Raw genomic sequence first — 23,639 nt, forward strand, 5'->3', positions numbered from 1 at the left:
TGCGAATAGCGCCTCACACCTGAGGCAGGTTTAAATATGCATGTTACATACTCTTCCTTTGATGCGCCACCGCTCGCGACAGACGCAGCCCAATCAACTCGTTACTAGACAGAGCGGCCGGATACAGTCGTCCCGGGCACTACGGACACAAAGAACGGATCGATAGCGTGAGATATATTACGTTCGTCATTCCTCAGATCGACGATGAACGCTGTCCTAACGGTGAGTGCGCTACCGATTCAGCAGTGAAAGGTGAAGCGATTCAGTACATCAACCTCTTGGATGACGGAACTGGCGTAGGACTGTATCAACTCCGTGGTGACCTCGAACAGGGAACGGAAGTCCTAGAGGCGAACCCAGAGGTGCTATCAGTCGAGCGGTCTGAGGCATCGGAAGGGCTTGTCTACCTCCATTTTCGAGCAAATGCCCTCATGACCGACCTCCTCAGTATATTCCGACGGTATGAGATCGTTGTGGACTGGCCGATGGAATACACCGATCAGGGTGGGCTTCGAGTAACCATGATTGGAGAGGACAAGAAGATCCGAGAGGCAATCACGCAAATCCCCGACGAGATTCAGATTACGCTCGAAGGGATCGGCGAGTATCACCCGGATATGCGCCAGCTCGCGTCGCTGCTGACGGATCGCCAGCAAGAACTGTTGGAACTAGCGGTCAATGAGGGCTATTACGAGATGCCGCGGCGTGCGACCCTCAGCGACCTTGCAGATCGAGCGAATATCTCTGCGGGGACGATAGGTGAGCACCTGCGGAAAATCGAAACGAAGGTCATCATGGAACTCGTTTGACACCGACATTGTTCAACGAAACGGTCGTCTCAACTCGTACGCCTCGATGTGACTGAAACAGGCAGGTAGATCGGTCATGCACGACCAGTATCGAATCTATCTCGACAATCTATATTTCGCAGGTAGCTCTGCATGACGAACCCACCTAGCTGACTTCTAATGTACAACTCGTGGTGCGAATTATGCAGCCATCAACTACCGTTCAGTAGCCTCATTGAGACCGAAGTGAGCCTATCATTCTACTGCTCTGTCGTCGTGGTCGTTTTTTGCCTCCCAAAGTCGTTCCCGTTTATCAATTCAATCCAATAGACTTGCACATCGTATGTGGTGAGATAGTCCCCAGTCACACCCTCGTATCCATCAGTGACCGCCTCGTACTGCTGGAATCTATCGATCAGGGACCAGAACGCATCGGGAGGTGATCCACCTCGTTCGACGGTAAATCCGTATCTCCCGATGGCTTTGTTTACGAGTTCGCGCTCAGCATCGGAGAGCCCTGAGAGTTCGAACGTGTATTGGTTGTGGAGCTGCTTTCCATACGCTTCGACGGTCGGTGCAAGTTGATGAGCCGTGTAACGGTACGTTTTGAGCGTCACGTCTTTGGAGTTCGAGCCGGTGATCGAGAACTCCGCACGTGAGCCAGACTTCCATTCAATAACCGAGCGATCGGGAGTCGGTACGAGTGCCGATTGATTTCGGTCAGTATTTGCGTACACGAATGTCATCCCAACATCAAGTGGTGTGTCGGACCCCCACAGCGTTGTCTCCAAGGCCAACTAACCGAAACTTCTCGCGATCGAGACGCGGAAGTTCGTCGAAATGCACGATGTCATCCTGGTCAGCCTGTTGCACAGGAGTGAAATCCCAGAAGTAGCGAGTCGTCGGGCGTTCGTTTCGTACCTTATACGAGAGTCGGTACACACTGCCGTCGCACACCCATGGTCCACTGCCTTTCCAGATCGGCGGTGATTGGTCGTCGACCATCGTCGACCCGTTTTGTACGGCTCGCTTGATGACGCGTCAACCCTTCTCTGAATTCTCCCTCATAGATAGGGTATGCCGTCCACCGATGTCTCTGTTATCTACTGCTGTCATCTGTAACCGAGCAGCCAGAATTGGGTTTCCATCTGATTCGGAACTTCGTTGAGGACTACTGTCTTGGTCGATTGAACCGAAACCGCTGGTACACCCGGCTATCGCGGCCGTGAGAACCGTTGAGGCGGAGACGAGAAACACACGACGGGAGTGATTCATTGTGACGTAATATCATGGAGAACGCCGATAATTACTGCAATAACACAAAGAAGTATTTGACGCATCCAACAGACACATGACTGACTCTGCAAATGAGCGGGGATTATAGAATGGAAGCTCTATATTCGGCATGAAGCCGATTTCCTTTCGCCTAAAAGCGTGAGCAGAAATAGGCTCCCGTACCCTCAGCTCAACCTATGCGAAGTTCGCGGTGCGGACTGAATGACCGATTTCAATGAAGGTGAGTCCGTGGTGCGACAACATCCGGAATCACTGCATCGAGGGTTCAGTGGTCGTAGTAGCCATTTCACAACGTTCACTCGGGTTACTGGTGTGCCAAATCGTAAGGTCTGGAGTGTCGTGTCACTTAGTGTTCACATCGCCGATTCGCAGTATAAGTCCAAGAATGTCGCCGTTGAAGTCGGCCAGGTTAATAGATTGCTACTTCGTCCGGGCGTCCAGGCGTGCGCGCAAAATGTAATTTGCCCGCCTTACCATCCCACGCACACAGCAAAACTGCTCCCCCAGGGCCACTATCGTTACTAGCCGTCGCTTCATGGTCTGCCCAGTAAATGGGCTGGCCATTACACTCGACAAGAACGTGAACGGTGTATGGTTCGTACGCATGGTTGTGAATGGAGATCTTGCCGAGTACTGGAGGAGCAGACGACCTCCCGAGTGAGAGACACCCCCCGCTGGTTGCGGCACCAAGTAACGTGAGGAAGTGACGGCGGCGCATGGTCTTCTTGTCAATATACTCTACTAAACTATTTGTTATATTTAACTTGAATAGCGGGTATTCATCCTTAGAAGGCTGCAAAATACACGCTCTCTATCTATCAGTGATACGATTTCCTCATCTAGTAGCAGAGTGACAGCGACCGCTACCGTGACCGTCGTCACTAGAATTCGGCGTCCCCCAGCGTCTTCACCTCCCAGTCGTCGGCCTCGCGGAGGTAATCGGGAATCTCGTCGTCGTCCATCCGCTCGCGGATGTGAATCGTCTTGTCGTCCACCCCGCCGCGCCCGAGGTCGACGAACAGTCGCCGGAGACCGCTCCGCCAGCGCGTATCCACCAGTTGCCGCCAACACGCTTCGAAGGCGGCCTGTTCCGTCTCCGTCGGCCCGCCGCTTTCCCGGGCGAGTTCGAGACAGCACTCGGGACAGTTGTAGACGGACACGCCGTCCGCGAGGGCGTGGACGTGCCCGTCGAAGGTGACGATGGGCGCTCGCCGCTCCATCTCTCCGTGCCGGTCGCACGCGGCGTCTTCGGGGTCGGTGCCGATGTAGATGGGTCGTCGGTTCGAAGTCATGGGTGGTGGAACTCGGCGGGTTCGTCGGCCGGCCGGCCGAGCACCGCCGAGTCGATTGCCAACGACCAACGGCCGATACGCCCATCAAGTTACCGGCGGGAGACCGCGGCGACGGCCCCGCCAGTTTTGTCCGTCGATGCGCAACCGAACACCATGGAGGACGAACTGCTCATCTACGGGTCGTACGGGTACACGGGAGCACTGGTCGCGCGAAACGCGGTCAACGAAGGGCTATCGCCGACGCTCGCCGGGAGAGACGCCGAACGAGTCGAGGAGCAGGCGATGGAACTCGGCTGTGACCACCGGGTGTTCAGTCTGGCGCACCCGGAGGTCGTCGAGAAGCACGTCGAGGACGCCTCCGCGGTATTGAACTGCGCCGGACCGTTTTCGAATACCGCAGACCCACTCATTTCGGCGTGTCTGCGGGCCGGTACGGACTACCTCGACATCAACGGGGAGATCGACGCCCTCGAAACCGTTGCGGAACGCGACCGGGACGCCGAGCAGGCCGACGTGAGCCTCCTTCCCTCGATGGGGTTCGACACCGTCCCGACGGACTGTCTGGCCGGACACCTCGAAAGGCGGTTGCCGAGCGCGACCCGCCTCGTGCTGGCGATAGACGGCCTCGGGACGTTCTCGCCCGGCACCGTGAAATCCATCATCGAAGGGCTCGCCAGACCGGGCGCTGTTCGGGCGGACGGCGAGATTCGGACGGTTCCGGCGGCGTGGAAGACGCGCCGGGTAGATTTCGGGCGGGGAGCGAAGACCGCCGTGACCATCCCGTGGGGCGACGTTTCGACGGGATACTACACGACCGGCATCCCGAACATCGAGGTGTACGCCACGGTGCCGGAGTACGCCGTGACGGCGATGCGGAGAACGCGCGTGCTCAGCCCGCTGTTCGGCGCGAAGCCGGTGCAACGAGCGGCGAAGCGAGTGGCCGACGCCGTGGTCTCCGGGCCGACCGCGGAGCAGCGAGCGCAGAGCGTGACCCGAATCTGGGGTCGCGTCGAGAACGACGACGGTCGCCACGTCTCCGCCCGCCTCCGAACGCCCGACACGTACGAGCTGACCGCCCAGACCGCGGTCGAGGCCGCCCGACGCACGCTCGCGGGGGAGGTCGAACCGGGATTTCAGACGCCGGCGTCGGCGTTCGGCCCGGACTTCGTCCTCGATTTCGAGGGCGTCGAGCGCGAGGACGTAGAGGAAAAAACGACCGTCACGTCGTAACCGTCTGCCGAAGAGGGTCGGAAGGAGTTCAGTTCGTCTCGTCGCGCAACTCGGTGCGGCGAATCTTCCCCGTCACGGTCTTCGGGAGGTCGTCGCGGAACTCTATCTCGCGGGGATACTCGTGCGCCGACAGCTCCTCTTTGACGTGTTGTTTGATGTCCTCTTCGAGTTGGGGCGTGGGGTTCGTCCCCTCGCTCGGAACGACGTAGGCTTTGACGATGGTGCCGCGCTCCGCGTGCGGTTTCGGAACCACGGCGGCCTCCGCGACGGCGGGGTGTTCGCCCAGCGAACTCTCGACCTCGAAGGGACCGATGCGGTAGCCGGAGCTGATGATGACGTCGTCGGCGCGACCCTCGAACCAGAAGTAGCCGTCCTCGTCCACGTGACCGAGGTCGCCCGAGAGATACCAGTCGTTCACGAAACATTCCGCCGTCTTCTCGGGTTTGTTCCAGTACTCGGCGAAGAAACAGGGGTAGTCGCCACGTTGGGCGATTTCGCCCGTCTCGCCCGGCTCCAGCGGTTCACCCGTCTCCGGGTCGACGACGGCGGCCTCCACGCCGGGGAGCGGTCTCCCCATGCTCCCCGGGCGAACCTCCATCGTCGGGTAGTTGTTGATTATCATGTTCCCGGTCTCGGTCTGCCCGTAGGTGTCGTGGATGGTGACGCCGAGCGTCTCCTCGCCCCACTCGACCACGCCCGCAGAGAGCGGTTCGCCGATGGACAGCGCGTGGCGGAGGTCGAGGTCGATATCCTCCAGCACGACTTCCTTCTCCCGGAGCATCCGGTAGGCGGTCGGGACGCTGAACAGCACCGAGACGGGAAACTCGTCTAACAGCCCGGCCCAGGTTTCGGGGTCGAACTCGCCCTCGTAGGTGAAGAGGCTCGCGCCCCAGAACCACGCGCCGAGGGTGTTGATGGGGCCGGTCAGCCAGCCGAGGTCGCCCGTCGACCAGTAGCAGTCGCCGGGCTGGAGGTCGACCGCGAATCGCTGAGTGGCGGCGACGCCTGCGACCCACCGGTGCTTGTGGAGGACGCCCTTCGCCAATCCCGTCGTCCCGCTCGTGTAGTACAACAGCGCGTCGTCCTCGCCGCCCGTTTCGGCCGTCTCGTACTCGCGGCTCGCGTCCGCCAGCGCGGCGCGATAGCTGACGTCTCCCCGTCGAATCCCGGTTCCGTCATCGCTGACGACTATGACGTGTTCGACCGACGGCGCGTCGTCGAGCGCCGTCGAGACGGTGTCTCGGTTGTCCGGCGTCGTGACGACCACTTTCGCATCGCAGTCGTCGAGTCGGTAGGAGATGCCGTCGGGGCCGAACCGTTCGTTGACGCCGCCCCACACGCCGCCCGCCTTGAGCGTCCCGACGAGGGCGACGTAGTGTTCGGGAATCCGCGGCATGTAGGAGAACACCCGGTCGCCCGATTCGATCAGCTCGTCGAGAACGTTGGCGAACCGATTCGACCGCTCGGCGAGTTCCCAGAAAGTGAGTTTCTCGCGTTCGCCGTCTTTGCCCGCGTAGTAGAGTGCGACCTTCTCGCGGTTTTCCGCGTGCCGGTCACAGACCTCGTGGGCGATGTTCAATCGTTCGGGCGAGTCCCAGTCGGCCTCGTCGAAGATGTCGTCCCACTCGAACGTCTCCCGTTCGTCGTCGTAATCGTGTAGATTGTGACCAGACATCACGCCCATAGTCGGAGGCGGCGCGTATAATCGTTATCCAACGGTTCATCTCCGGTTACCTATCGAGCGGACGAGGGGTTGGAGCGCCGACCGGCCGAAGGAGCCGACGGCGGGGAGCTCGCCGCACGGAGCGATGTCGTCTCCGCCGACCGGACGCCGAGGCGGTATCGGATTCGACACGAACGAGCGGGAAAGAAGCGGGCTGACGCCTCCGTTCAACTCGTAGCTATCATGTCGATTCGAATAACACCTTATCTGTCACCGGCGTAGCCAACCGATTGCGGGGTGGGAACTTATGACAATGAACGCGGTCGTTTACCAAGGACCGTACGACGTAGCGGTGGAATCGGTCGACGAACCCAAAATCGAACATCCGAACGACGTCATCATCGACATATCGACGACGGCTATCTGTGGGTCGGATCTCCACATGTACGAGGGGCGAACGGTCGCGGACGAAGGAATCGTCTTCGGGCACGAGAACATGGGTACGGTGGACGAAGTCGGAGACGGCGTGACCACGCTCGAAGAGGGCGACCGCATCGTCCTCCCCTTTAACGTCGCCTGCGGGTTCTGTCGGAACTGCGAGAACGGCTACACGGGCTTCTGTCTCACCGTAAACCCCGGAACCGCCGGTGGCGCGTACGGGTACGTCGGAATGGGCCCCTACAAAGGCGGGCAGGCCGAGCGTCTCCGAGTTCCGTTCGCCGATTTCAACGCCCTCAGGCTGCCGGAGGGTGACGAACACGAGGACTCGTTCATCCTCCTCGCAGACGTGTTCCCGACGGGGTGGCACGGAACTGAGTTGGCGGATCTCCAACCCGGCGAATCCATCGCCATCTTCGGCGCGGGGCCGGTCGGAACGATGGCCGCCTACAGCGCGAAGATCAAGGGCGCGGCGGAGATATACGTGGTCGATAGGGTGCAGAGCAGGTTGGAACTTGTCGAAGAGTACTGTGACGCGACGCCGATCAACTTCGAGGAGAGCGACCCGGTCGAGCAGATCAAGGACGCCCACGGCGGCGGGGTGGACAAAGGCGTCGATGCGGTCGGCTATCAGGCCATCGACCCCGGAACCGACGAAGACGAAGCCGACGGCGCGTACGACCCGGCGCGGGAGAACCCGGCGGTGGTACTCAATCAACTCATTCGAACGGTTCGCGCGACCGGGCAGGTTGGTGTTCCGGGATTGTACCTCCCGGTCGACCCCGGTGCGCCGGACGAGATGGCCGCGGAGGGTCGACTCGGCATCGACTTCGGCAAGCTGTTCGAGAAGGGCCTTCGGTTCGGCACGGGCCAGTGCGACGTCAAGCGATACAACCGTCGGCTTCGAGACCTGATAACCGAAGGACGCGCCGACCCGAGTTTCCTCGTCTCGCACCGCGTCGACCTCCAACAGGCACCGGAGATGTACGAGCGGTTCGACGAACGCGAGGAGGGCGTCACGAAGGTGCTACTCGAACCCTGAGCGAACGCTCCCGTTTTCGGCGGCGACGATGACGAACAAGTACGAGAGTGCCGACGGCCACCCGCCCGGCGTCGCTCGTTGACGCCGACGTAACGCTGATGGCAGTTACGTGCGTCCACATTCGCATGGTGAACGCTCGCACGGTCGAGCTGGAGGGGCACATCATCGACTCCGGCATGATGCAGCGGTGTTTCGGGGTGGTGATGGATCTCGACGGCGATTTCGAGGTCGAGGAGTTCCGGGTCGGCAAGCACAAAGACGAGGAGTCCTACGCCCGGATGACGGTCACCGCGGACGACGAGGAGACGCTCCGCTCCATCCTCCACGAACTCCACCAGAACGGGGCACATCTCACGAATCCGCCGGACGCGACGCTGAAACCGGCCCCCGGTGATAGAGTGGTTCCGGACGGCTTCTACTCGACGACGAACCATCCGACGCAGGTGCGCTACGAGGGGGAGTGGCTCCCGGTCGAGAACATCGAGATGGACTGTGCGGTGATCGTCGACCCCGACGAGCGGACGGCGAGGACGAAGGTGCTCAACGCCATCGAGGAGGGAGACCTCGTCGTCACGGACGAAGCCGGCGTGCGCGTCGACCCGCCGGAGCGCCCGCGCGGGTCGGGCGGCCCGTTCGGATTCATGCAGGGTGGCGTGTCGAGCGAGCGTCCGTCGGAGTCGCTCATCCGAGAGATCGCCGAGACCATTGTCGAGACGAAAGAAGACGGTGGGAACGTGCTCGCGGTCGTCGGCCCGGCGCTCATCCACTCCGGCGCCGGCGACGACCTCGCGCGCCTCGTCCGCGAGGGGTACGTCGACATGCTCAGCGCGGGCAACGGTTTCGCCGTCCACGACATCGAACACGGGCAGTACGGCACGTCGCTCGGGATGGACATCGAGACGCTGGAACACCCCCGAAAAGGCCACAAACACCACATCTACACCATCAGCGAGGTCATCCGTGCCGGGGGTATCGCCGAGGCGGTCGAAGCCGGTCGCATCGAGGAGGGCGTGATGTACGAGTGCGTGACGAACGACGTGCCCTTCGTGCTCGCGGGGTCGATACGCGACGACGGACCGCTGCCGGACACCATCACCGACGCGGTCGAGGCACAGAACGCCATCCGCGAGCAGGCCCACGAGGCCGACCTCGTGTTGATGCTCTCGACGCTCCTGCACTCGGTCGCGGTGGGCAACTGCCTCCCGTCGACCACGCGCGTCGTCTGCGTCGATATCAATCCGGCGACCGTCACGCAGTTGCTCGACCGCGGGAGCGCGCAGGCCATCGGAATGGTCACCGACGTAGGAACCTTCGTCCCCGCGCTCGCCGAGAAGGTGTTGTCGGAGTAGTCGGCGACCCGGAAACGACATCCTACGCTCGGCCGTCTTCCGGATGCGTGAGGTAGGCCCAGTAGTCCGTTCCTTCGTAGCGAACCACGTACTGTCCGTATCCGCGCTCGCCGACCACCGAGTCGCGGAATCGCTCGGCCAGCGACCGGACGCACCGGACGGGCTACTGCCGACGTGACTTGTGTACTACACGAATACTTTCTGATTTGATTCACCGTGAATCGATGGACCAGATGAATCGCGGACGACCCGTGGGAGCGACCCGCCCTGGCAGGTGACGGCGAGAGGTTCATGCTCGCCGGAGTCCTACATCCCAAGGAGGAATAGCCATGAAAGCGTGGGGGAGCAGAACCGCGAGACGGGACGAACGGCGACAGGAACGAGAGCAACTGATTCGGTTACAGCGTCAGATCGACAAACAGCACCGCAAGATCGCCGAACTAGAGCGGGTGAAGAACACGGTGCGAACCGTACCGGCCGGTACGATAACGTACGAAGGCACCTGCGCCGAGTGCGGGGTCGGCGTCATCGTCCGAACCAACGACACGCTTCGATGCACGGTGTGCGGGTTCCGTAGTTACCTCTGAACCGGCCATCGGTATCGCGACGATGCGACGGAGGACGGTTCGCCGAGCGCGAGAGCGTGCGTTCGAGGACGTCGAACGTGTCGCATCGAGCGGTGGCGTTGAGTGTTTATGGACGTGGAAGCCGCATGATAGCCATGGACATCGACGACCTCGAATCGAGCGAACTCTACTCCGAGGAACTCGACATCGACCTCTCGTCGGGCGACGACGACGCGGTGTTCGAGTGGTTCCTCGCCAGCGTCCTCTTCGGGGGACGCATCTCGGAGGACATCGCCAAGCGAACGTATCGAGCGTTCGAGCGACACGACCTCCTCACCCCAGGGGACATCGTGGACGCCGGTTTCGACTTCTTGGTCGACCCGGTGATGCAGGAGGGCGGGTACGTCCGGTACGACAACCAACGCTCGGAACAGATACTCCGTAACTGTCGAACGCTCCTCGACGAGTACGACGGAAGATTGAACGAACTTCACGAAGCCGCCGAGGACGAGGACGACCTCGAAGACCGACTCGACGCGTTCTACGGCGTCGGGCCGGTGACGGTGAACATCTTCCTCCGCGAACTGCGCCCCGTGTGGGAAAAGAGCGACCCCGACCCGCTCGACACAATTCGGGACGCCGCGGAACGCCACGACGTCGACCTCGACCGCTACGACCGAAAAAGCGAGACGTTCGCCCGGGTCGAAGCCGGTCTCGTCCGGCGGCGGCACGAGTGACCGAGCGCGCTTCGAGACGGAAAACGCTCGTGGCTCACTCCTAAGTGAATGGAACGCCTCCATCCAGTACCATGTCACAAACCACTCCAACCAGCGTGCTCGTCGTCGGTGCAACGGGGACGCAAGGCGGTGCCGTCGTCGACAACCTGCTCGGTTCCGACGCGGACTTCGACGTGCACGGACTGACGCGACATCCCGAGAGCGACTCTGCCCGGCAGTTGGCCGACCGCGGCGTCACGGTCGACGAGGGGAACTTGGAGGAGAAAGATACGCTCAGACCCGTCGTGGAGGACGTGGACGCGGTCTTCGGCGTGACCGACTTCTACGAAGCCGGATACGACGGGGAAGTGAGGGAGGGAACGAACCTCGCGGAAGTCGCCGCCGACGTCGGCGTCGAACACTTCGTGTTCAGTTCGGTCGGCGGGGCCGAGCGCGACACCGGCATCCCGCACTTCGACTCCAAGTACGAAGTCGAAGAGCGCATTCGGGAACTCGACCTCCCCGCGACAGTCGTCCGCCCCGTCTTCTTCATGCAGAATTTCGAGGGACAGCGCGACTCAATCGAAGATGGAACGCTGGCGCTGGCGCTCGACGAAGGCGTCTCCCTCCAGATGGTTGACGTGGATAACGTCGGCGCGTTCGTCGCGCGGGCGTTCGAGAATCCCGAGCAATACCGAGGCGAAGCGGTCGAACTGGCGAGCGACGAACACACGGTGGAGAGCGCTGCGGACGCCTTCTCGGAGGTGCTCGGCCGCGACGTCGAGGCCCGACATCTCTCCATCGAGGACGTTCGCGAGCAGATGGGCGACGAGTCCGCCACGATGTTCGAGTGGTTCAACGAACACGGGTACGAAGCCGACATCGACGCTCTCAGGGAGGAGCACGACGTCGACTTGACGCGGCTCGAAACGTATCTGCGCGAACACGGCTGGGGATGAACAGCGGCGGTGACGTGCGGCGAGCGAGAAACGCGCTTCCCTCCGCTGTGACGGGTCGGGGTATCAGTCCGTCAGAACGGGCCGTAACTCCCGGAGGATTCGCTCGACCGCTCGCTCCGGCGTCGTTCGCGTCGCGTCTATCGTCACGTCCGCGTTCGGTTCCTCGAACTCGTACCAGATGATGTGAACCGCCCGTTCCTCGATGGGGTCGTCGCGCTCCCGGTTTCGTTCCAGACACGTCTCCAGATCCGCTTCGAGATACACCACGACCGCGTCGTCGAGCGCGCGGAACCGCCGTAGCCACTCGCGCTTGTAGAACGTCCCGTCGAGGAGCCAATCGTCGTCGGAGTTCTCGACTCGCTCGTACATCCGGTCGTACGTGTTTCGGCTGAACTGATCCGAGTGCAACATCCGAAACGAGCACCCTCGCTCGGCAAGTCGCTCGCGGAGTTCCGTCGCTACCGTCGTCTTCCCGACGCCCGCCGGGCCGCAGATGATTACGATCACGGGTCGTCTCCCGTATCGGTGCCGGAACGTCCTACGAGTGACGGGGCGGTGTTCGGCCCGCTATCTCTGCGAGTCCATCGGACGGTGGAAAACCTCACGGTTTCGTCACCGAACGCTATGCATCAGTCGGAGCAGTTCCGCTTGATAGGCGTCGCCGTTTCGGTCGAAGACGTCCCGTAACATCGCGTCCGTCGGTCGCGCGCCGGAGGTGAGAATCAACGACTTGCGGGGGCGTGAAACGTCGAAGTAGAGGATCGTCCTCACGCGCCCGTCCGGCCGAACATGCGGGAGTTCGGAGGCGGTCGGAAGCGAGTGTGCCACGTCGTACCCGATGTCGTAGTACGCCTCGTACTCGGCGGTCACCCGTCGTGGCGAGGTCTCGCGCTCCGCCGGAGGCCGCTCTCGAAGCGCCGAGAAACCGCGATTCCGGGCGGTTCGTTCGAAGCGACGCTTCGCCAGCCCTGCCACCAGCGACGGTTGCGCGAAGACCGAGAGCGGCGAGTCGAACGTGACGCGGGTCGCCGTGAACGCGCCGACGATCCCGTCGAAGTTCCGGCGTAGTCGTTCGTCGAGCGCGTCCGTGAGCCGCGAATCCTTGTAGATAACCGTCGTCGCGTACGCGTCGCCGAACTGCCAGCCCTCGGTTCGAATCGGGATGTGATCGGTCAGCGTCGCTTCGACGTCCCACCATCGAATCGCCGGGGATGTGACGGTCGGTGCGCGATACCGCCGCTGTCGCGCTCCGGCGACACCCGCGCCCATCGCCGCGAATCCGCCCACCCCTTCGAGGAACTCCCTTCTATCCATGGTGATGGAGCGTCGGTTCCCGTCCCGATAGCCTTCACGGCCGGGACGGACTCACGAACAACTTATCTAGAGGATAACTGTTTTGTCACGAGCGGATAGAGCTACGACCATGTCCGAAGCCAAGCTCGCTCGTGCCCCCATCGAATTCGGGAAGGAGGCCCGACTCCGTGCCTGGTTCGACGAACTGCGCGAGCGAGAATCGGAAGTCGTCGAGACGCTCCGCCACGAAGGAGTCCACACCGAGACGGCGTTTATCCAGTCTTTTGGCGGAACGACGTACCTCTACGTTTACATGGAAGCCGAGAATCTCCGGGTAGCCGACGAGGCCGGCGACGAGGAGAAGTATCAGGTCGACGAGGAGCACCACGACGTTCTCCGAGACGTTCGAGTCGGCGACTGGGAAGAACTGGAGACGCTCGGCCACTTCGTAAATCCGTCTCTGCGGTGACCATCTTCTCCCGGACTGCGGCGCAGTCGTCCGCCGTGGAAATCAACTCCGCGCTCTCGTCGGTCGGTCGCGCCGTCGGCCCGCTCGCGAGCGGGGCGCTCGCGTCGCCGGTGAGCTATCGGTTGGCGTACCTTAGCGTCTCCGTCGTCAGGGAACTCGTCTTGCTAACGCGCGTTCGCGGTCGCCCGTCGCGGAACGAATCACCCCTCCGCCGGAGCGGGGTAGCGCCGACTACGTCTCCGCCTCCTCGGTCGCCGTCACGACCAACACCGGAACGTCGACCGCGTGAACGACGTGGTTCGTGACGCTCCCGAGGAGTTGCCCGCCGAGGTTCGCCTCGCCGCGGGAGGCCATGACGACGAGGTCGACGTCGTTGTCGGCGACGTACTCGCGGATACCGGCGTGCGGCGTGTCGCGCACGACCGCCGTCCGAAGGTCGATGCTCGCGTCCGCGTCTCGAACATCGTCCGCGATTCGTTCGACCGCCTCGGTGCCCTCCGATTCCAATCGCCCGATGAACCGCTCCGAGACGCCGCCCGCGCTGAACAGTCCGCCCTCCGTCTGTACGTCGACGACGTTGAGGACGTGGAGCGTCGCGTCGTAGCGTTTAGCAACGTCAACGCCGTACGGCGTCGCGCGTTCGGCGTTCGAACTCCCGTCCGTCGGGAGGAGAATTGTCTCGTAGGTCGCGCCGGTGTCGTCCGCGATATCGCCGCTCGGAACGGTCAACACGGGGACGTCGGTTGTGCGGAGCACGCGATCGGTGACGCTTCCGAGTAGGTGGTCGCCGAGTCTCCGTCGCCCGTGTCGACCCATGACGAGGAGGTTCGCGCCGGTCTCGGCCGCGAACGCGGCGATGGTCTCGTGCGTCTTGCCTTCCTGCACGTGCGTATCGACCGAAACGCCGACGGTGGCGGCCATCGATTCGGCGTCTTCGAGGAACTCGGCCGCCTGCTCCTTCCGCGCGGTTCGCTCCTCCTCCGATTCGAGGGAGCGAAACCGCCTGCGGTCTATCACGTGAAGCACGTCGGCCGCCGCGTCGTGCGACTTCGCGAGTTCGAGTCCGTACTTCACGGCGCGCAGCGCGCCCTCGCTTCCGTCGACGGGGATGAGGATCCGGTCGAACATGGTGGTCACGTCGTCCCGAAGGTACGGCGGATTTGACCATAAGTGGTGACCAGCGACCCGGCGGAATCTTCGCCATCGCGGTTCGGCGCTTTCCGCGAAGCCGACAGAGCCGTTATCTTATCCACCGTCGTTCACCGAGAACGCATGGCATCCCTGATTCGAAATCCGCTCACCGCCGTCGTCGGGGCGGTCTTGCTCACCGTGCCGTGGATCGGCGTCTGGTCAGCGAGCGCCGACCACGCTCTCGGGACGGTTCCGGTCGTCGTCGTGAGCGGTCTCGCCATCCTCGGCGCGTCGTTCCTCCTCACGTGGGGTGCGGAAACCGCGGAGAAGGACGTTCCGCGCGCGTTCGCGCTGGCCGTCCTCGCGGTGCTCGCCGTCGCCCCGGAGTACGCCGTCGACGCGTACTTCGCGTGGACCGCCGGAGCGAACGCCGGGACGGAGGCCGGACGAGAGGCCGCGAATCTTGCGGTTGCCAACATGACGGGCGCGAACCGCATCCTCATCGGTCTGGGCTGGTCGGGTATCGCCCTGTTCTCCATCCGCGAGGCCCGCCGAAACGACGAGGTGCGCTACATCGATCGAGAGGGGTCGCTTCGGGATGCCGTTCCGCTAGACCGGGACATCGCAACGGAGATATTCTTCCTGTTCAGCGCGACCGTCTACGCCTTCTTCGTCCCGTTCGGCGGCGGTATCAACGCCGTCGATTCCGTCGTTCTCGTCGGCCTCTACGTCGTCTACATCGGCATCATCATCCGGGGCGACGTGGCTCACGAGGAGCAGGTCGGCGTTCCGGCGTACTTCCAGCGCCGTCGCCGGTCGATGCGAATCCTTATCGTGCTCGGGTTGTTCGCCTACTCGGGCGTTCTCATCTTCACGGCGGTCGAACCGTTCGCCCACGGACTGGAGGAACTGGGTCTCCGGGTCGGCATTCCTCCGTTCTTCATGCTCCAGTGGATCGCCCCGCTCGCCAGCGAGAGTCCGGAACTCATCGTCACGGCGTACCTCGTGAACAAGGCGCGTTCGACGGCGGCGTTCAACGCGCTCATCTCCTCGAAACTGAACCAGTGGACGCTCCTCATCGGCACGCTCGTCGTCGTCTACAGCATCGCGCTCGGTCGGTACGGGCCGCTCGCGTTCGACCAGAAACAGGCGGCCGAGATCTGGCTGACCGCGGCGCAGAGCTTCTTCGCCATCGCGGTGCTCGTCAACTTCCGCATCAGCGTTCGGGAGGCGGTGACGCTCCTGACGCTGTTCCTGTCGCAGGTGGTGGCGGAGTTCGTGTTCATCCGGACGCTCCCGACGGCGCAGGCGACGACGTACTCCTACTGGTTGCTCATCGGGTTCACGGTGCTCTACCTCCTGCTCGGATTCGCGCTGTTCGCGCGGCGTCACGCGGCCCTCCGCGAGGTGCTCCGACTGACCGCGACGAACGTCCGTCGCGGACACGTCCACGAGCGGTCGGACGACTGACGACCGCGTCGGCGATTCGACTGTAGCGAACCGTCCACGCAATCGAAGACGGACGCCCCGCTATCTCGTCTCACTCTCGGAACCACGCAGAGGGTACGGGAAGATAAAAACCGGCGCGTATCGACGGCAACAAAGGTACTCTCTTACTGAACGAATAGGACACGACACGTCGTATGACACGATTCGATACCACATCGACGCGGCGGTCGTTCCTCCGGAAAACGGCGCTCGGAGGATCCGCGCTCGGCGTCGCGGCCGTCGGGTCGGCGTCGGCCGCCGAAACGCCGCCCGGTTCCGAACCGGTGTTGCTCGTTCACGGATACATGGACACCGGCGAGACGTCGTGGTGGGAAGTCGTCAGGGACTATCTGGTCGACGTCGGCTACTCGGCGGACGACATCTACGTCCTCAGTTTAGGCGACGTTCCCGGGACGACCACCGACTCGCCCACCGAGTACGCCGACGCGGTGGGGCAGCGCCTGAAGACCATCGGCGAAGCGCACGGGAGTCCCGTGGACATCGTCGCCCACTCGATGGGCGGACTCGACTCGCGGTGGTGCATCGAGAAACAGGATGGCGCGCAGTACGTCGACGACCTCGTCACGCTCGGCACGCCGCATCAGGGAACCTACGCTGCCTACCTCGGTATCCTGACGGAAGGTGGCAGGGATATGATACCCGGAAGTACGTTCCTCGAACGACTGAACGATGGGACGCTCGCCGAGGGAGTGAACTACACCGCGCTCTGGAGCACCGCCGACGAACTCATCGTCCCGAGCGAGTACGCGAGCCTCCCGTCCCCCGAGTTCTCGTCGGTCGACGTGGCTCGAAACATAAACTCCGGCTATCAGGAACACATCCAACTCGTGCACGACCGAGCGGTGTTCGACCAGTACTACCGACTGCTGGACTGAGTCGGCGTTCTCCGACGGTTCTCCGGAGCGTCAGTGGTATCCCCTTGGCCGGCGATACACACAGCGAGAGATGCTCGACACGTGGCTTCGGCCTCCACAACTGCGAACTGTCGGTTCGATGGACAATGACCGGCACGCCACCTGGTTAGAACTGTTCTTCGATCTGGTCTTCGTCGCCGCCATCGCCGAACTCGTCCACGGGTTGCGCGACGACCTCACCTGGATGGGCGTGTTAGGGTTCGTGGCGCTGTTCGTACCGGTGTGGTGGGCGTGGGTGGGGTCGACGTTCTACGCGACGCGATTCGATACGGACGACGTGGAGTATCGGCTCCTGACGGCGGTCGAGATGTTCGGCGTCATCGCGCTCGCGGTCAACGTCCACGGCGGCCTCGCCGAAACGTCGCGTGGGTTCGCGCTCGCGTACGTGCTCGTCCGAGGCGTGCTTATCTTCAAGTACGTTCGTGCGCAGCATCACATCCCGGAGGTACGCGCGCTCACTACTCGGTTACGTACCGGGTACACAATCGCCGCGAGCCTCTGGCTCGTCTCGGTGTTCGTTCCACCGCCGTATCGATTTCTGTTGTGGGGGTTAGGAATCGCGATCGACTTCGGAACGCCGATCACCGCCGGGAGGCTGCACGTCGAGATACCCGTGCACCCGACGCACATCCCCGAACGGTTCGGTCTGTTCACCATCATCGTCCTCGGCGAGACCATCGTGAGCGTCGTGACCGGAATCTCGACGCAGGAGTGGACCGTGACGTCGGTGTTTATCGCGCTCTTCAGCACGGCGATCGCGTACAGTCTCTGGTGGATATACTTCGATAACCACGACGAGTCGGCCATTCTGGCGGCCCGCGAAGGAAGGCGGATCCGGGCGTACTGGGAGTGGATCTACGTTCACCTCCCCTTGGTGATCGGAATCGCGGCGGCCGGTGTTGGGGTGTTCCGCGTTTTCACCGGCGACCTCGATACTCCGCTCCCGATGGCCGAACGCTGGCTACTCGCCGGGTCACTCGCGGTCTGTCTCTTCTCGCTCGGTCTCCTCCACCGGACGACCGTCTCGTGCGCCGGGCGGCGACCGACCGGCGGCGTGCAGTCGCTCTATCGGTTCGGAACGGCGGGCGTCGTCCTCGCCATCGGAATCGTCGGCGGTCGGATTTCCCCGCTCGGGTTCGTCGCGCTGCTGGCGTTCGTCTGCATCGTACAGATTGGCCTCGACCTCAGAATCCGCGAACCGCCGACGGCCTCCGCCGTTTCGGATTGATTCGACAGTCGGGGGAGACGCACCCATCGAACCGTCGGACGGAGGAAATCTCCCGACGGTACCGTTCGCACCACCGAACTGCGCGGAAATTCCGACTCGATTCCGGCCGAAAATCGCGGACGGACACGGTCGTACCGACCGTCGATAGAAACGCTCGCGCTCGACTGCGCCCGCTCGTCGGACTACTTCGGTCGCTCGCCCACCTCTCATTCGCCCTTCTTTACCGGCGGTTGCCGGTCGCCTCGTCGGTCGTCTCGACGCCTCGAATCTCGAATCGGGCACCGCCGTTCGCCGCGTCGGTCACGGTTATCTCCCACCCGTGCGCCTCGGCGATCTCTCGGACGATAGCGAGTCCGAGTCCCGTCCCTTGGCTCGGGGAGTAGCCGTACTCGAACACTTTGCACCGCTCTTCGGGCGAGATTCCCCGTCCGTTGTCCTCCACGTAGAGACCACCGATAGACTCGTCGGGCGGCGCGGGGGTCGCTTCGTCTCCGGCGTCCGGCAAGAGTCCGACGCGGACTTCGACGTCGTCTCGCCCGTGTTCGACGGCGTTCCGAAACAGGTTCTCGAACGCGGTTTGGAGTCGATTCTCGTCGGCCAGAATCGTCCGACTCGTCTCGTCGACGTGGATGGTCGCTTCGGCCGTCTCCACGTATCGCCACGCGTTCTCGGCGACGTTCGAGAGGGATACCGGGTTCGATTCCGTGACTGTCTGTCCCTCTCGCGCCATCGTCAACAGGTTCCGGATTATGGTCTCCATCCTGTCGAGCGCTCGCTGCACTTCGTTTAAATCGTCCGGGTCGCCGTCGTTTCGCGCCATCGTCAGATACCCCTGCGCGATTCCCAGCGGATTCCGGAGGTCGTGCGAGACGACGCTCGCGAACCGGTCTAATTTTCGCTCGCGCTCTTTGCGCTCGGTGATATCCCGAACGACGCCGACGCGTTCGCCGGACGGTAGGAGCGCGAACGTCGCCTCGGTTCGGATCGTCTCGCCGTCGTCGGGGTGGATGTCCATCTCGATCTTCCCGGTGTCCCGCTCCCCGACCCGAAGTTCGCGTTCGAGTCGGATGGCTAGTTCTCGTATCTCGTCGCTGGTGACGAGCGAAACCTGCGACTCCACGAGCTCCTCCGGCGAGTAGCCCGTCATCTTCGCGTACGTCTCGTTGACCATCGTGTAGTAGCCGTCTTCGTCCACGGTGTACACGCCGTCGTTTACGGTTTCGATGATGGTCTCGTACTGTTCGAGTTCGCGTTCGCGCTCCACCCGTTCGGTGATATCCTGTGCGAAGCTCAACCCGGCGAATATCTCCCCGTCGGCGTCTCGCACGGGCGTCGTCCAGACTTCGAATGTTCGCCCGGCGAAGTCGGCTTCGGAGGAGTTCGTCTCGCCTTCGAGCGCGCTCCGGAAGAGGGGTTTCAGCGCGACGGAAGTTTCGGAAGAAAACACCTCCGCGACGGTGTGCCCTTCGATATCCTCGGCGGAGTTTTCGAGGTCGTCGAAGATGGCCCCCTCCACGAGGGTAAATCGGAGGTCGTAATCGTAGAGGCCGACCGCGCCGTCCGGAAAGTGCTCGGCGAGCACGCGGTACCGTTGTTCCGACTTTTCGAGTGCCCGTCGCTGTTCGACCTGTTCGGTGACGTCTTGGGACATCCCCATCCCCGCGAACACCTCGCCGTCGGCGTCTCGAACCGGAATCGCCTGAATGAGAAGGATACGGTCGCCGTAGTCGACCTCGAAATTGCTCTCTTCGCCGTCGAGCGCGGCGCGGTAGTGGCGCTCGAACGTCGCACGGACTTCCGGCGGGTGGGCGTCACCGACGTTGCTCCCGACCATCTCCTCGCGTTCGACACCGAGCTGATTCGTGAGCGTCCCCTCGACGAGCGTGTACTGGAGGTCGTGGTCGAACAGTACGACCGAGCCGTTCGGGAAGTGTTCGGCGAGGGTTCGGTAGCGTCGTTCCGATTCCGCGAGCGCCCGTTCGTATTTGACGCGCTCGCTGACGTCGCGGAAGTAGACCGACAGTCCCGTCTCGGAGGGGTACGCGTTGAACTCAACCCAGATATCGAGCCCCCGGTAGTAGTTATCGAAGCTGGTCGGCTCCTGCGTCTCCATCGCTTCGTAAAACTCCTCCCAGAGTGCGGTTTCGGCGGTGTCGGGGAACACGTCCCAGATAATCTCCCCTAACACCTCCGTCTCGGAAAGCTGCATGATCTCCTCGGCTCTTTCGTTGACGTGCGTGAACCGCCACTCCTCGTCGAGCGCGTAGAACGCGTCCGAGACTCGACCGAGAATCTCGCTCAGTTCGGTTTCGAGATGCTGCTCGCGCTCTTTCAAAGCGGTGATATCCTCGCTGGCGGTGATGACCCGTTCGAGGCTACCGTCGGGGTTGAACACGGGAGCGGCGTTCACGGAGAACCACATGCGTTCGCCGCTCGGCTTCTCGACGGCGACCTCCTCGTCGAACACCGCCTCCTCGTGCTCCAGCGCGTGAGCGGTCGGCGAGTCGTCGTGGGAGATGGGGTCGCCGTCGGCGTCGTAGAAGCTCCACTCGCCGATGTCCTCCGGCGTTTCGATAATCTCGTCCTCGGAGAGTCCGAGGAAGTTCTGTGCGCGTTGATTCGCGTGCAGTATCGTCCCGTCGGACGCCCGCACCGACAGCGAAACCGGCGCCGTGTTCAGTATCTCTTCGGTCAGGTCGCGTTCCTGCCGGAGCTGTTGTTCGTACTCCCGGCGCTCGGTCATATCGCGGGTGACTTTGGTGAATCCCGTGAGCGTTCCGTCATCGTCGCGGATGGCGGTTATCGTGACGTTGGCCCAGAACTGGGAGCCGTCTTCGCGGACGCGCCACCCCTCGTCTTCGACCTGACCCTGTTCGCGCGCCTTTTTAAGGTTCCGTTCGGGGACGCCGTGATCGCTGTCCTCCTCGGTGTAGAAGTTCGAGAAGTGTTTTCCGACGATATCCTCGGCGTCGTATCCTTTGATCTGCCTCGCACCCTCGTTCCACGTGACGACGTACCCGTCCGGGTCGAGGAGGAAGATGGCGTACTCCTTGACGGTGCCGACCAGCGAGCGGAACTGGGCGTGGTCGGCCGATTTGGCGTCGCTCTGTAACCACCAGACGCGAGTCCCCCCGCCGACCGTCTTGGTCCTCACGTCGCCGTGCTCGACCAGTTCGTGGAGCGTCTTAGAGGCGACCTGCGGAGGGCAGTTCAGTTCCGTCGCGAGTTCGCTCGCCGTAACCGGTTCGCCCGGCGTCCCGAGACTCTCGAGGGACGCGAACGCTTCCGCGAGCGTGATTCGCTTGGAACTCATTACGCTTTCTTCTCGGATGGATTATCATAGGTCTTTCTCCTTTTTCTCGCCGTCCTTGGACATCCACGGGCGAGGGGGAGCCGAAACCATTCGGCGAACTATAATGTGAGACAATCACAATCAATTAAAGGCCCTTATTCACCATCCAAGCGTAGATACGCATTAATGAATATTAACATTATAAATCATAATGTTTATATCCCGAACGCTGGTCAAGCCCGATGCGGTGAAATAAATGCCAGTATCCGTAGACCGCTCCCGACGCCGCGGTAGAATAGCCCTTCAGCTACCCCAACAGACGACCCGACTGATATGACCAAGCCGACTCGATACGACCGCACCGAAGTCGAAGGACCGACCGTTCCGAACGTCTCGCGTAGAGGCGGACGACCGCGCTCGACCGACGAAGTCGACGCGCTTAAGCGAGAGCTCGTGACGATCCACACTCGACTCGACCGAATCGAAGCTACACTCCAGAACACGACCGCTGACGACCGATGATTCCAGACAAAGATGTTACCACGACGAACCTCGAGAATCGCGCCGCACAAGAGTTCCGCGACATGCTGAACAACCAGGATTACGTGTTCGCGCCCGGGCTCTACCACGCGCTCGACGCCCGCCTCGCCGAGATGGCCGGCCTCGACGCTGCGTACATGAGCGGCTACTCGACGGTGTTGGGACAGTTCGGCTTCCCCGACTTGGAGATGGTGACGATGACCGAGATGGTCGAGAACGCCAAGCGGATCGTCGAGGCGAGTAACATCCCCGTCATCGCGGACTGCGACACCGGCTACGGCGGCATCCACAACGTCCGCCGCGCCGTCCGCGAGTACGAGAAGGCGGGGGTCGCCGCCATCCACATCGAAGACCAGACGACGCCGAAGCGGTGCGGCCACATCGCGGGCAAGCAGATCGTCTCGCGCGAAAAAGCCCGCTCTCGGTTCGAGGCCGCGGTGGACGCGAAGCAGTCGGACGACACGGTCATCATCGCCCGAACCGATGCATACGGGTCGGCGAACGGCGATTGGGAGGAACACCTCGAACGCGGTCGCATCTACGCGGACGCAGGCGTCGACATCGTCTGGCCCGAGATGCCCGACCCGAGCCGGGAGGACGCGGTCGAGTACGCCGAGACCATCCACGAGACTCACCCCGACCTCAAACTCGCGTTCAACTACTCATCGTCGTTCGCGTGGTCGGAGGAAGACGACCCGCTCACGTTCCAAGAGCTGGGTGACCTCGGCTACAAGTACATCTTCATCACGCTGTTCGCGCTCCACTCGGGCGCACACAGCGTCTACGAGGACTTCAATAAGCTGTCGGAGTCGGACGAACAGGCGCAGTTCGACCTCGAAGGGCGGTATCTCGACCACCCGACCGAGTCGCACCACGAACTCTCGTTCGTGAGTCGGTATCAGGACATCGAGAAGCAGTTCGACCCCGAGGCTCGCGAGCGTATCGAGGGCTCCGAAGGGTACAGCGAAGATCAGACCGACCCTATCAAGTCCGAGACCGATGATTGAGACGAACGGCGTCAAACTGCGGCGGAGTCAACTGGCGACGCCCGGAAGCGACCCAGAGATGATATCGAAAGCGCCGTCGTCGGGTGCCGACGAGGCGTTCCTCGACCTCGAAGATTCGGTGGCTCCGAACGAGAAAGTGGCCGCCCGCGAGAACGTCATCGAGGGCCTCATCGACGGGGACTGGAGCGAGACGCTCCCCTGCTTCCGGATGAACGGGGTCAAGACGGAGTGGTGGTACGACGATATCATCGAAGTCGTCGGTCAGGCCGGCGAGTACGTCGACACCATCATGGTGCCGATGGTTCACGGGCCGCGCACCGTGCACACCGTCGAGAACCTGCTCGCGCAGGTCGAGGTCAACAACGACCTCCCGGTCGGCGAGATCGGCTTGCAGACCCAGATAGAGAGCGCCGAAGGGATGAACAACGTCGTCGAGATAGCCAAGGCGAGCGAGCGCATCGAATCGCTCGTGTTCGGTCCCGGCGACTACACGGCGAGCGTCGGTGCGGCGGGTCTCACCATTGGAAGCGGCGACGGCTACCCCGGTCACTACTGGCATTACCAACTCGCTCGCATCGCGCACGCCGCGAAGGCGGAAGGCTTGCAGGTGATGGACGGGCCGTTCGCGGAGATAGAGGACACCGAGGGCTTCCGCGACTCCTGTCGCTACGCGAGCATGGTGGGCTGTGACGGCAAGTGGGCGATCCACCCGAGCCAGATCGAACCGGCGAACGAGGTGTTCGCCCCGAGCGAGACGGAAGCGGAAAAGGCGCGCCGCATCGTCGAAGAGTACGAGCGAGCGACCGCGGAGGGTCGCGGTGCGGTGTCCGTCGACGGCGAGATGGTCGACGAAGCCACGAACAAGATGGCACAGAACATCGTCGCGCAGGCCGAACAAGCGGACCTCTACTGACTAT

At 62.5% G+C, this 23,639-nt stretch carries 23 protein-coding genes; 16 read left to right on the forward strand and 7 right to left on the reverse strand.

The window, feature by feature from the left end:
- Positions 1-167 precede the first annotated feature (167 nt).
- On the forward strand, positions 168-809 hold the full coding sequence (locus tag LIW51_RS04065) for a helix-turn-helix domain-containing protein (RefSeq protein WP_227375946.1): 642 nt from the start codon (positions 168-170) through the stop codon (positions 807-809).
- 239 nt (positions 810-1,048) lie between these two features.
- Here LIW51_RS04065 and LIW51_RS04070 read toward each other — a convergent pair whose 3' ends face one another.
- Both LIW51_RS04070 and LIW51_RS04075 read right to left on the reverse strand, forming a co-directional pair.
- On the reverse strand, positions 1,049-1,525 hold the full coding sequence (locus LIW51_RS04070; protein ID WP_227375947.1) for a hypothetical protein: 477 nt from the start codon (positions 1,523-1,525) through the stop codon (positions 1,049-1,051).
- A 1,440-nt stretch (positions 1,526-2,965) separates the two neighbouring features.
- The gene (locus tag LIW51_RS04075) at positions 2,966-3,376 is read right to left on the reverse strand and encodes a hypothetical protein (RefSeq protein ID WP_227375948.1); all 411 of its coding nucleotides are present in this window, start codon (positions 3,374-3,376) and stop codon (positions 2,966-2,968) included.
- 153 nt (positions 3,377-3,529) lie between these two features.
- Here LIW51_RS04075 and LIW51_RS04080 point away from each other — a divergent pair, with 153 nt between their 5' ends.
- Complete coding sequence (locus tag LIW51_RS04080; protein WP_227375949.1) at positions 3,530-4,606, forward strand: saccharopine dehydrogenase family protein; 1,077 nt, start codon at positions 3,530-3,532, stop codon at positions 4,604-4,606.
- A gap of 28 nt (positions 4,607-4,634) precedes the next feature.
- Here the strand turns inward: LIW51_RS04080 and LIW51_RS04085 are convergent, their stop codons facing one another.
- Positions 4,635-6,284: an acetate--CoA ligase gene (locus LIW51_RS04085; RefSeq protein ID WP_368411754.1), complete on the reverse strand. Its 1,650-nt coding sequence runs from the start codon at positions 6,282-6,284 to the stop codon at positions 4,635-4,637.
- Between the two features lie 75 nt (positions 6,285-6,359).
- Here LIW51_RS04085 and LIW51_RS04090 point away from each other — a divergent pair, with 75 nt between their 5' ends.
- From LIW51_RS04090 to LIW51_RS04115, 7 genes are all read left to right on the forward strand, one after another.
- Positions 6,360-6,551, forward strand: coding sequence for a hypothetical protein (locus tag LIW51_RS04090; protein WP_227375951.1), 192 nt, complete (start codon positions 6,360-6,362; stop codon positions 6,549-6,551).
- Positions 6,552-6,582: 31 nt separating this feature from the next.
- Positions 6,583-7,749 carry a glutathione-independent formaldehyde dehydrogenase gene (locus LIW51_RS04095; protein WP_227376736.1) on the forward strand — a complete coding sequence of 389 codons (1,167 nt, stop codon included), beginning with the start codon at positions 6,583-6,585 and terminating at the stop codon, positions 7,747-7,749.
- A 125-nt stretch (positions 7,750-7,874) separates the two neighbouring features.
- Positions 7,875-9,098 carry an ornithine cyclodeaminase, nickel-pincer nucleotide-dependent gene (locus tag LIW51_RS04100; protein ID WP_227376737.1) on the forward strand — a complete coding sequence of 408 codons (1,224 nt, stop codon included), beginning with the start codon at positions 7,875-7,877 and terminating at the stop codon, positions 9,096-9,098.
- Between the two features lie 43 nt (positions 9,099-9,141).
- Positions 9,142-9,276, forward strand: a complete 135-nt coding sequence (locus LIW51_RS38400) for a hypothetical protein (protein ID WP_255767104.1) — start codon at positions 9,142-9,144, stop codon at positions 9,274-9,276.
- Between the two features lie 151 nt (positions 9,277-9,427).
- Positions 9,428-9,685, forward strand: coding sequence for a hypothetical protein (locus LIW51_RS04105; protein WP_227375952.1), 258 nt, complete (start codon positions 9,428-9,430; stop codon positions 9,683-9,685).
- A 125-nt stretch (positions 9,686-9,810) separates the two neighbouring features.
- A complete protein-coding gene (locus LIW51_RS04110) occupies positions 9,811-10,401 on the forward strand; it encodes a hypothetical protein (protein ID WP_227375953.1) in 591 nt (196 codons plus the stop codon).
- A 71-nt stretch (positions 10,402-10,472) separates the two neighbouring features.
- Positions 10,473-11,339, forward strand: coding sequence for an NmrA/HSCARG family protein (locus LIW51_RS04115; protein ID WP_227375954.1), 867 nt, complete (start codon positions 10,473-10,475; stop codon positions 11,337-11,339).
- Positions 11,340-11,402: 63 nt separating this feature from the next.
- Here the strand turns inward: LIW51_RS04115 and LIW51_RS04120 are convergent, their stop codons facing one another.
- Together LIW51_RS04120 and LIW51_RS04125 are read right to left on the reverse strand one after the other, a co-directional pair.
- Entirely contained in the window at positions 11,403-11,846 is a 444-nt protein-coding gene (locus LIW51_RS04120; protein ID WP_227375955.1) for an AAA family ATPase, read from the reverse strand.
- 105 nt (positions 11,847-11,951) lie between these two features.
- Positions 11,952-12,653 carry a hypothetical protein gene (locus LIW51_RS04125; protein WP_227375956.1) on the reverse strand — a complete coding sequence of 234 codons (702 nt, stop codon included), beginning with the start codon at positions 12,651-12,653 and terminating at the stop codon, positions 11,952-11,954.
- A gap of 109 nt (positions 12,654-12,762) precedes the next feature.
- Between LIW51_RS04125 and LIW51_RS04130 the strand changes: the two genes are divergently transcribed.
- Positions 12,763-13,101, forward strand: a complete 339-nt coding sequence (locus LIW51_RS04130) for a DUF6176 family protein (protein ID WP_227375957.1) — start codon at positions 12,763-12,765, stop codon at positions 13,099-13,101.
- Positions 13,102-13,332: 231 nt separating this feature from the next.
- On the opposite strand, the gene LIW51_RS04135 is transcribed toward LIW51_RS04130, so the two are convergent.
- Positions 13,333-14,229, reverse strand: coding sequence for a universal stress protein (locus LIW51_RS04135; protein ID WP_227375958.1), 897 nt, complete (start codon positions 14,227-14,229; stop codon positions 13,333-13,335).
- A 144-nt stretch (positions 14,230-14,373) separates the two neighbouring features.
- Between LIW51_RS04135 and LIW51_RS04140 the strand changes: the two genes are divergently transcribed.
- The 3 genes from LIW51_RS04140 (at position 14,374) to LIW51_RS04150 (ending at position 17,883) form a co-directional block, all read left to right on the forward strand.
- Complete coding sequence (locus LIW51_RS04140; protein ID WP_227375959.1) at positions 14,374-15,702, forward strand: sodium/calcium exchanger protein; 1,329 nt, start codon at positions 14,374-14,376, stop codon at positions 15,700-15,702.
- 173 nt (positions 15,703-15,875) lie between these two features.
- A complete protein-coding gene (locus tag LIW51_RS04145) occupies positions 15,876-16,616 on the forward strand; it encodes an esterase/lipase family protein (protein ID WP_227375960.1) in 741 nt (246 codons plus the stop codon).
- A 70-nt stretch (positions 16,617-16,686) separates the two neighbouring features.
- On the forward strand, positions 16,687-17,883 hold the full coding sequence (locus LIW51_RS04150; RefSeq protein WP_227375961.1) for a low temperature requirement protein A: 1,197 nt from the start codon (positions 16,687-16,689) through the stop codon (positions 17,881-17,883).
- Positions 17,884-18,103: 220 nt separating this feature from the next.
- On the opposite strand, the gene LIW51_RS04155 is transcribed toward LIW51_RS04150, so the two are convergent.
- Positions 18,104-21,196, reverse strand: coding sequence for a PAS domain S-box protein (locus LIW51_RS04155; RefSeq protein ID WP_227375962.1), 3,093 nt, complete (start codon positions 21,194-21,196; stop codon positions 18,104-18,106).
- Positions 21,197-21,508: 312 nt separating this feature from the next.
- On the opposite strand from LIW51_RS04155, the gene LIW51_RS04160 reads away from it, so the two are divergent.
- Genes LIW51_RS04160 through LIW51_RS04170 form a run of 3 tightly spaced genes read left to right on the forward strand, consistent with a single transcriptional unit; the run spans position 21,509 to position 23,635 of the window.
- Positions 21,509-21,697, forward strand: coding sequence for a hypothetical protein (locus LIW51_RS04160; protein WP_227375963.1), 189 nt, complete (start codon positions 21,509-21,511; stop codon positions 21,695-21,697).
- On the forward strand, positions 21,694-22,722 hold the full coding sequence (gene aceA, locus LIW51_RS04165) for an isocitrate lyase (RefSeq protein WP_227375964.1): 1,029 nt from the start codon (positions 21,694-21,696) through the stop codon (positions 22,720-22,722). Before LIW51_RS04160 ends, aceA begins: the two co-directional genes overlap by 4 nt.
- A complete protein-coding gene (locus LIW51_RS04170; RefSeq protein ID WP_227375965.1) occupies positions 22,715-23,635 on the forward strand; it encodes an HpcH/HpaI aldolase/citrate lyase family protein in 921 nt (306 codons plus the stop codon). Before aceA ends, LIW51_RS04170 begins: the two co-directional genes overlap by 8 nt.
- The last annotated feature ends 4 nt before the right edge of the window (positions 23,636-23,639 follow it).

The organism is Haladaptatus halobius, assembly GCF_020618475.1.
Classification (GTDB): Archaea; Halobacteriota; Halobacteria; order Halobacteriales; family Haladaptataceae; genus Haladaptatus; species Haladaptatus halobius.

Coding starts and splice junctions, on each gene's coding strand:
- LIW51_RS04075 (WP_227375948.1), bottom strand. CDS start 3,376: ATGACTTCGAACCGACGACCCATCTACATCGGCACCGACCCCGAAGAC.
- LIW51_RS04115 (WP_227375954.1), top strand. CDS start 10,473: ATGTCACAAACCACTCCAACCAGCGTGCTCGTCGTCGGTGCAACGGGG.
- LIW51_RS04105 (WP_227375952.1), top strand. CDS start 9,428: ATGAAAGCGTGGGGGAGCAGAACCGCGAGACGGGACGAACGGCGACAG.
- LIW51_RS04150 (WP_227375961.1), top strand. CDS start 16,687: ATGCTCGACACGTGGCTTCGGCCTCCACAACTGCGAACTGTCGGTTCG.
- LIW51_RS04135 (WP_227375958.1), bottom strand. CDS start 14,229: ATGTTCGACCGGATCCTCATCCCCGTCGACGGAAGCGAGGGCGCGCTG.
- LIW51_RS04100 (WP_227376737.1), top strand. CDS start 7,875: ATGGTGAACGCTCGCACGGTCGAGCTGGAGGGGCACATCATCGACTCC.
- LIW51_RS04170 (WP_227375965.1), top strand. CDS start 22,715: ATGATTGAGACGAACGGCGTCAAACTGCGGCGGAGTCAACTGGCGACG.
- LIW51_RS04095 (WP_227376736.1), top strand. CDS start 6,583: ATGAACGCGGTCGTTTACCAAGGACCGTACGACGTAGCGGTGGAATCG.
- LIW51_RS04145 (WP_227375960.1), top strand. CDS start 15,876: ATGACACGATTCGATACCACATCGACGCGGCGGTCGTTCCTCCGGAAA.
- LIW51_RS04125 (WP_227375956.1), bottom strand. CDS start 12,653: ATGGATAGAAGGGAGTTCCTCGAAGGGGTGGGCGGATTCGCGGCGATG.
- LIW51_RS04140 (WP_227375959.1), top strand. CDS start 14,374: ATGGCATCCCTGATTCGAAATCCGCTCACCGCCGTCGTCGGGGCGGTC.
- LIW51_RS38400 (WP_255767104.1), top strand. CDS start 9,142: ATGCGTGAGGTAGGCCCAGTAGTCCGTTCCTTCGTAGCGAACCACGTA.
- LIW51_RS04110 (WP_227375953.1), top strand. CDS start 9,811: ATGATAGCCATGGACATCGACGACCTCGAATCGAGCGAACTCTACTCC.
- LIW51_RS04080 (WP_227375949.1), top strand. CDS start 3,530: ATGGAGGACGAACTGCTCATCTACGGGTCGTACGGGTACACGGGAGCA.
- aceA (WP_227375964.1), top strand. CDS start 21,694: ATGATTCCAGACAAAGATGTTACCACGACGAACCTCGAGAATCGCGCC.
- LIW51_RS04160 (WP_227375963.1), top strand. CDS start 21,509: ATGACCAAGCCGACTCGATACGACCGCACCGAAGTCGAAGGACCGACC.
- LIW51_RS04130 (WP_227375957.1), top strand. CDS start 12,763: ATGTCCGAAGCCAAGCTCGCTCGTGCCCCCATCGAATTCGGGAAGGAG.
- LIW51_RS04155 (WP_227375962.1), bottom strand. CDS start 21,196: ATGAGTTCCAAGCGAATCACGCTCGCGGAAGCGTTCGCGTCCCTCGAG.